At 40.7% G+C, this 14,016-nt stretch carries 8 protein-coding genes; 2 read left to right on the top strand and 6 right to left on the bottom strand.

The window, feature by feature from the left end; translation table 11 throughout:
* Positions 1-120: 120 nt before the first annotated feature.
* The 3 genes from V7O62_RS06350 to V7O62_RS06360 all read right to left on the bottom strand — a co-directional run bounded on the left by V7O62_RS06350 (position 121) and on the right by V7O62_RS06360 (position 8,537).
* Complete coding sequence (locus V7O62_RS06350; protein WP_406658163.1) at positions 121-2,016, bottom strand: PGF-pre-PGF domain-containing protein; 1,896 nt, start codon at positions 2,014-2,016, stop codon at positions 121-123.
* Between the two features lie 290 nt (positions 2,017-2,306).
* Positions 2,307-4,817 carry a PGF-pre-PGF domain-containing protein gene (locus tag V7O62_RS06355; protein ID WP_406658164.1) on the bottom strand — a complete coding sequence of 837 codons (2,511 nt, stop codon included), beginning with the start codon at positions 4,815-4,817 and terminating at the stop codon, positions 2,307-2,309.
* A 255-nt stretch (positions 4,818-5,072) separates the two neighbouring features.
* Positions 5,073-8,537, bottom strand: coding sequence for a PGF-pre-PGF domain-containing protein (locus V7O62_RS06360; protein ID WP_406658165.1), 3,465 nt, complete (start codon positions 8,535-8,537; stop codon positions 5,073-5,075).
* Between the two features lie 349 nt (positions 8,538-8,886).
* Here V7O62_RS06360 and V7O62_RS06365 point away from each other — a divergent pair, with 349 nt between their 5' ends.
* Positions 8,887-10,608 carry a chloride channel protein gene (locus tag V7O62_RS06365; protein ID WP_406658166.1) on the top strand — a complete coding sequence of 574 codons (1,722 nt, stop codon included), beginning with the start codon at positions 8,887-8,889 and terminating at the stop codon, positions 10,606-10,608.
* Positions 10,609-10,634: 26 nt separating this feature from the next.
* Here the strand turns inward: V7O62_RS06365 and V7O62_RS06370 are convergent, their stop codons facing one another.
* The 3 genes from V7O62_RS06370 to cgi121 form a co-directional block, all read right to left on the bottom strand.
* Complete coding sequence (locus V7O62_RS06370; RefSeq protein WP_406658167.1) at positions 10,635-11,924, bottom strand: tRNA (N(6)-L-threonylcarbamoyladenosine(37)-C(2))-methylthiotransferase; 1,290 nt, start codon at positions 11,922-11,924, stop codon at positions 10,635-10,637.
* Between the two features lie 5 nt (positions 11,925-11,929).
* Positions 11,930-13,021 (bottom strand): class II fructose-bisphosphatase, encoded by a 1,092-nt coding sequence (gene glpX / locus V7O62_RS06375; protein ID WP_406658168.1) that lies wholly within the window; start codon positions 13,019-13,021, stop codon positions 11,930-11,932.
* A 101-nt stretch (positions 13,022-13,122) separates the two neighbouring features.
* Positions 13,123-13,632, bottom strand: coding sequence for a KEOPS complex subunit Cgi121 (gene cgi121 / locus V7O62_RS06380; RefSeq protein WP_406658169.1), 510 nt, complete (start codon positions 13,630-13,632; stop codon positions 13,123-13,125).
* 117 nt (positions 13,633-13,749) lie between these two features.
* Between cgi121 and V7O62_RS06385 the strand changes: the two genes are divergently transcribed.
* Positions 13,750-13,899: a hypothetical protein gene (locus V7O62_RS06385; protein WP_406658170.1), complete on the top strand. Its 150-nt coding sequence runs from the start codon at positions 13,750-13,752 to the stop codon at positions 13,897-13,899.
* Positions 13,900-14,016: the final 117 nt, after the last annotated feature.

Genomic DNA, 14,016 nt, shown 5'->3' on the forward strand with positions numbered 1-14,016 from the left:
TTTCCCTGAATTTCCCTTGCTAACCTTAAGTCCCGATTATAGATAAAATATTGGGAAAGATAATGGATAATTACTAAACACCGAGAAAAATCAGTTCCGGGATTCATTCCTTATAGCAGACTACTTCTTGTGTTGCTTGAGCACTTCTTCATCTTGATTCTTCAATTGGGAGTCAGTTTCATCAAGACTCACCCTGCGTTTTATGACTATAAATCCGATAACCCAAAGCACAAATACGCTGATTCCCACTATTAATAAGCCATACGATATATTCGATGTCTCAGAAGTAACAGCCATTTCACCTGAAACAGAAGACTCATCTTTCGAATAACTTCCATTTTGTTCTGATAGATTACCTTCATCTTCATCGGAAGGAGTGAGAGATGAATTTTCATCCGCACTTATGGCAAACATTGAAAAGCCGGGAGTTTGAGCTTCATAATGCACATATTTTTCATCTTCATCCGTCTTTTCTGTTGCCAGTGCATCCCATCCACTATGGTAGTTGTATAGTACGATGTTATCATATTCGATATCGTTGGATTCCAGCCACTTCTTTTCTATTTTGAAGTTTACATTTGCTTCAGTGAGTTTGTAAGGCGCATACTGACTTTTCCCTACCCACACATTAAAATTCTTGTAAACTATACCGGGAGGATTCTCAGTTACAAAAGTTGAGGTGTTCTTCAATGATTCAACTATTGTCTTGACCTGCCCCCCGCTTAACTGTGGCATGAAACTAATTGATATAATGCCTGTCTTTCCTTCGCTAAAATCAAAAACCGTTTCGTTACCGCTCAGAACCGATTCGAAGGAAAAGTCGGTGAACTCAATATTGTCATACGGTTCATGTGCCTGATTAGAAATACCTGAATTGCTGCTCCCTGAACTGCTGGAGGATGAACTGGTACCACTTGTGTCAGCTGAGTTTCCGGAATCTGCCGAATCCGTTGAATCTTCAGTAGTTGTATTGCCTGAAGCACTGTTTATAGCTTCATTACTCTCATTGTCATCTTCTGCATGCTGAACCTCATCCTCGCCTTGTTCTTCATCACCTGAAGAAGTGTTTTCAGAATAATTTTCATCATCGGTTTGATCTTCAGCACTATCTGACTCGTTACTATCGACAGATGATCTATCGTCCTCTGAATCATCCGACTCATTGTTATCCTCTGAGGAAATTTCATTTCTCCGATCATTAGTATTCGCATTGCCGGCTTTGGAATCCTCTTCAGAAGAGTTATCATCCTCGGCATTTCCATCACTGCTATGTGATTTCGAATTTTCGTCAGAGGAGTGATTACTTTGTCCTTTTTTCTCTCTGTCATTCGAGGAATCATCTTCCATATCATCTGACTCGTTGTCATCATCAGATGAATTATCATCACCCGATTCATTACTATCTTCAGAGGAAGTATCATCTTCGATTTGATCTTCCTTCACATTACCCGACCTGACATCATCATTGGATGAATCATCACCTGTGTCGCTATCTGATTCGGCATCACCATCAGAAGGACTATTTTCATCGACACCATCCTCCTCCGAATCGTCCGATCCTGTATCGTCATTGGATTGATTGTCATCTTCATTGGCATCTTCAACATCATCTGGTTCAATGTCATCAGATGAAGTTTCATCCTCATTATCGCCGGAATCTTCATTGGTATCTTCAACATCATCTGGTTCAATGTCATCAGATGAGGTTTCATCCTCATTATCACCGGAATCTTCACTGGCATCTTCATCATCGTCTGGTTCGATATCATCAGATTCTCCATCATCATCAGAAGATTTGCCATTCCCACTGTCATTCGACTTGCCAGCGTTGTCATCTTCTTCAGGAGATGATTCATCATTAGAATCATCACCGACATCACTATCATCGTTTTTGGATTCCGAATCATCGTCAGAAGAATGATCATTTCCTCCATTCTTCTCCTTTTTGTCCGAGGAATCTTCTACGTCATTATCGGAATCATTTTCACTGCTCTCAGAAGAATCTGCTATCGCCAATCCAGGAATCAGCAGCAGAGAAGAGATAAAGACTAAGAAAACAATTATTTTTTTATGAGTACATTGACCTGTCCCCGTAGTTCTCACTCTTTGAGAAAAAAAGAACATATCATGAATCCCCACCATCAACGAATTTGTTTTAATCTGGATTGCAATAAGCTTTATAGAAACTGTTTTTAGTATATAATTACCTGATAAGAAAATTCATTGATCCAAATAGACTGAAATGCTAATTGCATCAGCTAAATTCATAATCAATTTAGTTTAATATTTTTAAAAAGAATAGATGACTAACGTTTCAAGCGACGATAGCGTTTTCCGTCAGGATTACCAAATTGCATCCGGGCCTTCTCATAATATTGCTCACAATATTCTCTCTTGGTGTAGCCAAACAATCCGATAAAAACAACTCCCAGCAAAACCAAAATGAATATAGCTGATCCAGTTGATTTTTCATCCTGATTTGCAATATTGCTTTCCTTGATTGCTTTGTCATCCACTGACTTTTTTGCATTATTGTCATCTGGTGACAATGCAATCGTTTCACCACTTGTCCCTGAATTTATAGCTTCCTCTTCTACACTTGAAATAGAAAATGGGGAAAAACCAGGGGTTTCAGCAACATAATAGGAATATTCATCACTCTCACTAATTCTGGAAGTCGGTAACTGAGTCCATTGATCTCCAGAGTACCTGAGCAACTTTATTGAGTCAGGATCGATGTCGTTGGAAGAAATCCAGCTCTTTTCTACCTTAAACGCTATCTTTGCATCAGAAATTATCTCAGGAAGGATTTTTCCATCTCCAACCCATATGTTAAGATTCTTATAAACATTTCCGGAAGGAGCTTTGGAAACAAGCGTAGAAGTTTTTTTGAGCATTTCTATAACTGTTCTTGTCTGTCCGCCATTGATACCTGTAGTAAAACTGACAGAAGTTATGCTGTTATTCTTTTTTACGAAACTGAAAACTGTTTCCACATCCTTCAGGACAGGTTTTATAGTGTAATCTTTGAAATCAATGTTCTCATATGCCTCACCGGTATTTTGAGAGCCACCTCCACCGCCCCCACCACCACTTATGCTACTGGAAGTAGTTGGGGTGGTCTCGTTACTGTTTTCCGATTGCTCCTTCACATTTATCGATATTGTTTCGTAATCATTTAATTCCTGGTCTGTAACCTGAAAAGAAACTGTATGTAGTCCTTTTTGATCAATGGTAGGGGACCATGAAAAAAAGCCGCTTGAATTGTTGAATGTAGCTCCGGCAGGCAATCCATTTGCAGATAGGAATAATTCATCATTATATCCATCAGAGGCATTTACAGTAAAAAGCAATGTATCATTAACAATAACAGTTCTGGATCCGATTCTTTCAAGTTCAGGAGGCATATTTGTTTCGTCTACAAATATAGTTGCAGAAGCACTTGAATTTAGATCTCCATCGGAAACGAGGAATTGCACATCATAAATGCCTGAATCACTATAATCCGGGGTCCAGATGAAAGTGTTTCCACGCAAAGTCCCAAATGATGCATTAGTTGAAAGAGATAAAGAATCACCATCAATATCTGAAACACTTAAGTTTACAAAAAGAGTTTCCGTTTCGTTAACAGTATAAGTTTCAGTTTCATCCAGATAAATCACAGGAGCACGATTAACATCGTGTACATCAATCAAAACCGATGCGAACGATTTGAAATCAAATATGCCATTATCCATCGCCATAAACTCAACAACATATGTGCCTGCCTGCTCATAGGAAGGAGTCCACTCAAACGATCCTGTTGTACTCTCAAAGGTAGCATCATCTGGATATGTTCTCATTGAATAGCTAAGACCATCACCATCATAATCAATAGCACTGATTTCAAAAGAAAGAGTACTGTTCTCATTTACTGACTGTGGCGAAATAGGATTGAAGACAGGAGGAGAATTATGGACGTCAACCATTATTTCTACAGCTTTCACATTTGAACTTGATATGCCGTCATTTGCTGTGAAAACTATATTATTTCTTTCTTTAGCGTGCTTTGTTGGAATCCACTGGAATATTCCGGTTGAACTATTAAACGAAGCACCATCTGGCAAGGCACTCACATTAGAGTAAATCAGATTATAACCATCAGGATCAAAACCAGCCAATGATATATTGACTGATTCACTTACGTTCACTGCCACATCAGAGATATAATACAGGATTGGTTGGCGATTCACATTTTTAACATTGATTTTCGCAGTTCGGACCACTTCTTCACTACCATCGTTCACTGCAAAGTTTATCGTATAGTTTCCCGAGTCATTATAGGAAGGGAGCCATGAAAATTTGTTATTGGAAATCGTGCCAAAAGGTACATTTTTAGTAAATTCAAGGATGTCATCATCTGGATCGGAAGCCATCAGTGTAATCTCTAGAAAAGCATTTTCTTCCGTTTCAGAATCGGCAATTGTGGAAAACACAGGTGGACGGTTCACATCCAGTACTGTAATGGCAATATATTCAGAGTCATTGTATTCTCCATCGTTGGCAATGAATTCAACATAATGAACACCTGACTGGTCATATCTTGGTATCCATTCAAAAACACCTGATATATTATCCAAACTTGCACCTTCAGGTAAATTTGAGGAAAAGTATCTGATATTGCTATTATGAGAATCCGTTACGGATAATTCAAATGTCAGCGTACTATTTTCACTTACAGATTTGTCACCTATTAATTCAAGAACAGGAGCATTGCTTACTCCAAGAACATTATCATCGGTAAGCAGACTGTCGGCTGCTGCAGAAGAAGTAAACAAAGCCAACAGAATAAGAAGGAGATATGAAAACAATCTACTGAATTTACAGTAGGAGTTTACTGGGGAATCCTGAAATGTGCAAGGAAATCTGAAAGCTATATGTACCACCGCTTATACGGCAATATTTTCTTTTCATGAGATAAATATTACTGAAGATATAGCTATAAATATAAATTTTCAGTTATTTATATATCTAAATAAAGAATCAGGATACTTGGACCCTGTCCTGTAAATAGGTTAAAAAATAGCCTACGACTATCTTTTAACACGTCTGTAACGTTTTCCATCAGGATTACCAAGATTCATCCGAATCCTTTCGTAATACTGTTCACAATAATTTCTTTTATTGTAGCCTAGCAGCCCAATGAAAACAGCTCCCAGAAGAATCAAAACAAACGGAATAAAACCGGTTGATTTTTCATCCTGGTTTGCAATATTACTTTCTTGTGTTACCATTTCGTCCACTGAATTTTTGACATCATTGTCCTCTGATATGGATTCTGCCTTTTCGTCACTTGCCTGCACACCTACAGTTTCTTCTTCAACGCTTGAAATAGCAAAGGGTGAAAATCCAGGAGTTTCGGCAACATAGTAGAAATACTCATCATTCTCACTGGTTCTGGAAGTTGGCAACTGTGTCCACTGGCTTCCTGAATGCCTGAGCAGTTTTACTGAATCAGGATCAATGTCATTATCATCAATCCAGCTCTTTTCTACCTTAAACACTATCTTCGCATCGGAGATTAGTTCCGGAAGGAATTTTCCATCTCCCATCCAGATGTTCATGTTCTTGTAAACAGTTCCCGAAGGATCTTCAGAGGCAAGCGTGGAAGTATTCTTGAGCATTTCAACTACTGCTTTTGTCTGTCCGCCATTGATGCCTGTAGTGAAGCTTACAGAAATTATGCTATTGTCTTCTTTTACAAAGCTGAAGACAGTTTCCATATCCTTTACAACAGACTTGATGACATAATCTTTGAAATCAATATTCTCATATGCTTCGCCAGTAGCACCTCCTCCGCCACCGCCTCCACCACCAGAACTGCTGGAGCTTGAGCTTGTGCTGGTTGATGAGTCCTTTACGGTTATTGAAACGGTCATATAATCCGAATCATCTCCGTCGGTTACCTGAAACTTAACAGGGAATGTTCCCTTCTGACTATCAGAAGGAGTCCAGCTAAACAGGAGGGTGGAATTATCGAATGTTGCATTGGTCGGCAAAGTACCCTCTACTACTGAATAGTTGAGAGGATCGTTGTCATATATATCAGTTGCATTGATCATAAACTGGACATTATTGTTTATTTCCACTGTTTTAGATGAAACCTGCTCGAATTTAGGAGGAGCATTCACATCGTTGACAGTTACAGTAGCTATTGAGGTAACGTTTGATTTTCCATCTGACACTGCAAATTCTATATTATAAGCACCACTGTCAAGATAACCAGTATTCCAGATGTAAGAGCCTCCATTGAGTGCTCCTGAAGCATTGTCACTATTATTCACCCATACGGTGATAGAATCATCCTCGTCAGGATCGGATGCACCAAGAGTAATTGTTAGTGTAGCATTTTCATTTACAGTATAGATTGATTCAAGAGAAGTAAATTCAGGATCACGATTTACATCACTAACGACTATCGGGACAATCAAAATATCCTCAACAACGTCATCTGTAACTGAGAATGTTACATTATAAGTGCCTGCTTCATTGAAATCAGGAGTCCAACTCAATGTTATTCCACTAGAATTTGAAGACGTTGTAGCATCGGAGGGATCACCTGAAACCTCATATGTCAGAGAATCACCGTCCGCATCAGTTGCTGTTACAGTGAATGAAAGAGGATCACCTTCGTTGACATTCTGCTGGCCTACATGATTGAATTGTGGCGCACGGTTGACGTTGGTCACAGTTATTTTAATGGTCTCACTATCAAATGCAATTCCGTCGGTTACATTGAACTTGATATAGTGAATTCCAGAATCATTATACGTAGGAGTCCAGTTGAAGAAATGACCGGAGATAGTACCATTACTGGCATTCTTACTGAAAGTAAGGAGGTCATCATCAATATCACTTGCATTGAGCAGCAAGGAGAGTTCATCACCTTCATTGACAAATTGGTCAGCAATAGTAACGAATTCAGGAGCATGGTTTACGTCATTAACAGTGATAGTAACAACGGAGTGATCCGAGAGCTCACTATCATTGACACTGAAATTGATGTAATGAATACCGATGTCAGAGGAAGTAGGAGTCCAGTTGAAGAAATGACCGGAGATGGTACCGATACTGGAATTCTTACTGAAAGTAAGGAGGTCATCATCAATATCACTTGCATTGAGCAGCAAGGAAAGTTCATCACCTTCATTGACAAATTGGTCAGCAATAATACCAAATTCAGGAGCATGGTTTACGTCATTAACAGTGATAGTAACAATGGAGTGATCCAGGAGTTCACTGTCATTGACACTGAAATTGATGTAATGGGTACCAATGTCAGAGGAAGTAGGAGTCCAGTTAAAGAAGTGACCGGAGATACTACCATTACTGACATTCTTGCTGAAAGTAAGAATATCATCATCAGCATCACTTGCATTGAGGAGCAAGGAGAGCTTCTCAGCTTCATTGACAAATTGATTAGCAATAATACCGAATTCTGGAGCATGATTTACGTCATTAACAGTGATAGTAACAATGGAATGATCCAAGAGCTCACTATCATTAACACTGAAATTGATGTAATGAATACCGATGTCAGAGGAAGTAGGAGTCCAGTTGAAGAAGTGACCGGAGATAGTACCAATACTGACATTCTTACTGAAAGTAAGGCTGTCATCATCAATGTCACTTGCATTGAGCAGCAAGGAAAGCTCCTCACCTTCGTTGACAGATTGGTCAGCAATAGTACCGAATTCAGGAGCATTATTAGAAACAGGTTCTGATTCTACAGTAATAGTAACAACGGAGTGATCCGAGAGCTCACTATCATTGACACTGAAATTGATGTAATGAATACCGATGTCAGAGGAAGTAGGAGTCCAGTTGAAGAAATGACCGGAGATGGTACCGATACTGGAATTCTTACTGAAAGTAAGGCTGTCATCATCAATGTCACTCGCATTGAGCAACAAGGAGAGCTTTTCACCTTCATTGACAAATTGGTCGGAAATAATACCGAACTCAGGAGCATTATTAGAAACAGGTTCTGAGTCCACAGTAATAGAACCATCATTAAGACTGGAATCTGGCAGGAATTCTGAACCAAGGGGTGTGGTCAGCTCCACAACATCAAGAGAAACAGCATCACTTCCAATTTCAATTCCTTTAAAAATTACATCAACTACCGAGACCTGCCCGGTCGCATTAAATTGGTTCATTTCAGTAAGCTCAATATTAACAGTTCCTGGTGAGCTCTTGTTGATCAAAGAACCTGAAACACCTGTGCTAATTATAGCTCCGACAAATTCCACAGTATTATCATTAAAACTAAGAGTAGCGTTCAAAGCTGTAACGTTACTGCAATTTCCAATATTGATGGAAACGTAAGATGTTTCCCCAACATCTAAACTAAGATCATCAACAGATGCAATTGCACCTGAAGCAGCGCTCGCAATAAATACAGGATTAAATATCGAAAGCACAATTGAAATGCTTATAAGAATTTTGACATTATTCAGTAATCTCTTTTTAACTTCGTTTTTAGTAAAAGGATGCATAACTACCACCCTCGATGACAATTTTTAATTAGACTCCAGACTGACAAGATCTAAAGTCATACTCCACTTTTCAGTTAGTGCACTTTACGTACCCTATATTTGATATGTATTGTTTAATGTGGACATCCAGTATTACAACTGATACACCCACATATCTCCACTAAGAGGTAATATACAATAATATATTATAAAATTATTTATTTTGTTCCAAATTATAAAATCACATTAATTAAGGAGCTGAAATAAATATATTATCAGCCAATTTAAATAGTTATTGGTAAAGTTTTTCTATAATGCACGGATATTCTTGACAACTTGGTTTTAATAGAGATGACCTGCTTTGGATGATTTGCTGGAAAAAATTAAACATAACCTTTACCACTGGTTTCAGAACGAATCTGTAATATCCAATACTTTAGCACTCATTGTGGGCATCCTGACTGGGCTTGCGATAGTCCTTTACAATTATGCTCTTATAGGTAGTGAAAGCCTTTTCTTTGGTAGCATTTCCGGGCTCCCGGATTATTATGTAATCCTGCTTCCTGCTCTTGGTGGTCTTCTTGTTGGCATAATTGCACACTTTTTCATAAAAATCAGGCGCTATGATATTGAAGAAGTCATAGAAGCAACTACACTCAGAGGAGGACGAATTTCTCCCAGATACGCTTTCCTGGAAGTCCTTGCATCTGTGATCTCCATTGGTTCAGGAGGATCAGTTGGAAAAGGGGCGCCAGTTGTTCTTGCAGGCTCAGGCATTGGTTCATCCCTCGCCCGAAATCTTAAGATACGTGGAGATCGCGTAAAAATACTCCTTGGATGTGGCGCTGCCGGAGGGATTGCCGCATCTTTCAACGCACCTCTTGGGGGAGTTGTCTTTGCAGTAGAAGTAATTCTGGGTGAACTTGAAGCCAGCACTTTCATACCTATAGTCATAGCAGCAGTCTTTGCTACCCTTGTTTCTAACACTGTCTTCGGAGTCAGAACGATCCAGGTATCGAATTACGAACTTGTGAGTCCTTTCTATGAATCAATACTCTACCTCATCCTTGGAATTTGCGCAGGGATTACTGCAGTCATATTAATGCGGTTTCTGGATGCAACACATGACGCATTCGAAACCCTTAATTTCCACCCTATTGTCAAACCGGCAATTGGTGGTTTGCTTGTAGGAATAATAGGTTATTTCTACCCTCAGGTATTCGGAGTCGGGTACGACACAATTACGGATGCGCTTGCAAACAATCTTGCTCTTAGTCTTATGCTTGCACTTGTTGTCCTGAAGATAGTCGCATTCTCATTCACCCTCGGATCGGGAGGTTCGGGAGGTTCCATAGTCCCCGCATTGTTCACGGGAGCCATGCTGGGCGGCGCATATGGGACTATCGTACATAGCTTATTCCCTGAAATTACCGCCGAATCAGGAGCTTACGCACTTGCAGGAATGGGAGCCTTGCTGGCAGGTACCAGCCACGCACCTCTTGCGGCAATACTCATACTCTTTGAACTGACAAGGGATTACAACCTGATCCTGCCACTCATGTTCGCATGTGTTGTAAGTAATCTGGTATCAAGTGCACTGAATCCCGAATCGATATTCACAGAAGGACTCCGTAAGCGGGGTTTCATCATACGCAAGGGTAAGGAAGTTGACATCATGGAATCCGTGCTTGTACGTGATGCCATGAAGCATAATGTACAGACGGTTTCTGAAAACAAAGACGTAACAGCACTGATAGACCTTATGCAGTCAAGTCGCCACGCCGGATTCCCGGTGCTTGACTCAAGTGGAAAGCTCTGCGGAATAGTAACCCTTAAAGACCTCAGGGACAAAGTCAAAAAAGACGAGTTTGAAAGAAGCATCTGTGACATATCTACCAAAGAAATTGAAGTCGCGTATCCCGACGAAACTCTCAACACAGTTTTAAGACGGCTGGCCTCAAAAGATATCGGGAGACTTCCTGTAGTGTCAAGAGAAGATAACAGGCAACTGCTGGGAATAATAACCAGAAGCGATATTGTCAACGTATACGACAAGAAAGTACTTGAAAAAGTTCATCAGGAAGATGAGTGATACTCATTTCCATAACCTTTTTACAGTCAACTAATAATCTTTCCCAGGAAATATCCCGGAGTGGCCTCATATATACTAACCCTGCAGGACACTCCAGGCCCAAGGCCGGAATCCGGACCACATTCAGGTATCACAACCGGGAGATACGAATCCGTACGTGCCATCATTCCCCGTTGTTTTGCTTCCTTGGAAATAAAAACATTGAATTCACGACCCACCAAAGAGTTCTTGGAATTTAGCTTGATGCTTTCACAAGCATCATGAAGTTCGTTGGACCTTCTGACAATGATACGGGAATCGATCTGCCTGAAATCCAGGGCCTTTGTAAGTGGGCGGGGAGTATACCTGGAGATATTCACCTTGTCCGGACGGAACTCCTTTACCCATTCGAGGCTTTTCCGAAAATCTTCTTCTCCTTCTCCGGGAAAACCTACTATAATATCTGTAAAAAGAGTCAGGTCATCGAATCTTTCCCTGAACTTCCGTATAACATCGTTAGCTTCTTCAATACCATGATAACGATTCATCTTTTCAAGGACACTGTCAGAAGCTGACTGTATAGGAAGATGCAACAACTTGTAAACTTTCTCATTCTCAAAAGAATCAAGCAGATCATCAAGAATAGGAATTACTGAAAAGGGATTCATCATTCCTACTCGCACCTTGAAATCCCCGGGTATGCCACATATCATATCCAACAGTTCAGGCAGAAGTACACTCTTATCTGTTCCATATTGCCCATTGTCCTGGGATGTCAGCCATATTTCCCGGCATCCTTCAGAAACAGCATTCTTGATATCTGCAAAAATTTCCTCCGGCTCAAAGGATCTTAGCTTCCCACGGGCTATACTTACGATACAGTAGGCACAGGAATAATTACAACCCTGGGATAGCTGGCAGATGTGTATGTTGGGATTGAAGCGTATGCGGGGCACATTCTGAAAACCTTCGGGCTTCTTCATGAATAGTCGCACATTTTCCCCGGAAGAATCAAGTGAATCAAGCACCTGGCCAATCCCGGAAACAGAATTTACTCCTAATATGTGAGCCTCAGGATTCCTGGCCAGGATATCATCCAGCTGGACCTCAGGCATGCATCCCGAAACCACTACTTCCTTTCCAAGTTCACCTGCTTCCCTTATCTTATGCAGAATCTTCTGCTCTGTAGTATACTTTACAGTACAGGTATTGATAACCAGCACATCGGCATCCTTCTCGGAAACAAGAGAGTGACCTCTGTCTCGGATAGTAGCCGTCATAATCTCTGCGGATGCCTGGCTTGCAGAGCATCCGTAGGTTGATACGTGAACCTTCATTTCAATTACTGGTAGCGCAGAGGTGTTTCTTCCTTGTCATGGATGTAAATGGTATCAGTGAACTTAACTACACCCGAACTGCCAATAGTCAGGCTGTGCACCCTTGCATCACCTTCACCGAAAAGACTCACACCACGCAAAATTGGTCCAGAGGTAACCCCGGTTGCTGAGAAAATTACATCCTTTCCCGGCACCAGCTTCTCCGTGTCAAGCACATCATTGATGTTCTCTTCGGTTATACCCATGGTTGCCAGCCTTTCCATTTTCTCTTCTTTTTCCTTTGCAACATCCTCATCGGACTTGCCATTAGCCACCGTAGGAAGTACCAAACGAGCAAGGATTTTTCCACCAAGACCTTTTATTGCAGCAGCAGTGAGAACAGCTTCCCCTGAACCGCCAGATCCTAGAACCATATGCACTCCTGAACCCCTTATAGCTGTAGACACGCCGGGCATGAGATCACCATCGGTAACAAGGATCACACGTGCACCTGCTTCCCTTATTTCCTGAATCTTCTGCTCATGTCTCTTCCTTTCCAGAATAACAACGACAAGTTCATCTACATTTCTGTTAAGGGCTTCCGCAACGATCTCAAGATTCTTGCGGACTGGTGCGTCAAGGTCTATTCTTTTATCGGGATGCTCACGCTCATATCTAACAACCTCGGGACCCACTACTATTTTGTCCATATAGATATCCGGTCCGTGAAAAAGGCCTCCTCTTTCTGCCATTGCCATAACCGCGATAGCTCCGGGAAATCCATTTGCAGCGAGGTTTGTACCTTCAAGAGGATCAACTGCGATATCCACCTCAAAATCGTCCTCCCATGTACCGACTTTCTCTCCGATATAGAGCATCGGAGCCTCATCACGTTCACCTTCCCCTATCTTGATTATACCCTTCATATCAAGGCAATTCAGCATCCTGCGCATGGCTTCTACTGCCACCTGGTCAGAATAGTGTTTGTCTCCGCGGCCCATCTGGTAGGATGCCGCAATAGCTGCTGCTTCAGTAACATGCAATAACCTTGGAAGAAGCTCAGCTTCTATCGAACCTGCACATTTTATCATCTCTTCTGCTGTTTTCGGATGAGGCATAATTATCTTCCCCTGATTTCAATTAATTCCACATAAATAGATTAAGTAATACCTGTATTAACAATTTCCATATTAGAATGTTAGCCTTTATCTGTTGAGAACTACTTCAATACATCCACAAGAGCTACTCTTTCAAGAACCAGATCAGGTATCATTTCTTCTCCTACAGCATCGATCTCTTTGCTCGTTATGTCAAACTGAGAGAGGATTGCTTCCTTCTTTTCAGCAGAGTAATCGATTGAATTGTTCCTGCTTACCAGTTTCTCCAGTGCTGACATTGAAATGGATATATTTTCAGAATCACCTAGGATAACAAAGACAAGATCCATCTCTCCTTCATGAACTCCCATAGAAAACGCTTCCCCAATCTGTCTTTTCCCAGAAGCATATCTCATGATCTCGATGCCGGGATCCTTTGCAGCATTGCAATTGTTATTTATCGCACGCAATGCCTTTTCGACGGCAAACATGATATGTTTCTCCCCTGCTACCTTTCCGACATCCATTGCCTGGATAATAGTCCCATTATCTGAAGATATTAATGAGAGCCGTGCCAAAAATTCAGGAACGTTGCCTATGTTCATATGGCCACAGAGTACTCTAAAATCCATGTGCTGGAATTGGAGCTATCCCGGATAAGCATATCGGTATCTCTTAAAAAATTCTGCACATATCTGCGCAAATTATATTTTCCGGGGAAACAAATGAATTATGGGAGGTAAGATTCCATGAACAAGACGTGCGATATGCAAATAGGGGACCGTTATTTCTGTGAGAATTGCGATTTTGAGATGGAAGTTGTGAATCCCTGTGATGTTTGTGATGAAGGAAGGTCCATATGTCCGTGCTGCGGTGAACCCTTGCAGTTAAGAGAGTGAGAGATTTGTAAAAACTAATTTTTTCTACTTGTTTGAAGTTCAAAAATAAGAAAATTGTGTTATTTCCGTTTGTTTTATTTAGCTTGGCACTTATTAGCAGCACAAGAGCCTAATATT

Origin of the sequence: Methanolobus sp. ZRKC2 (genome assembly GCF_045291185.1) — an archaeon.
GTDB lineage: Archaea > Halobacteriota > Methanosarcinia > Methanosarcinales > Methanosarcinaceae > Methanolobus.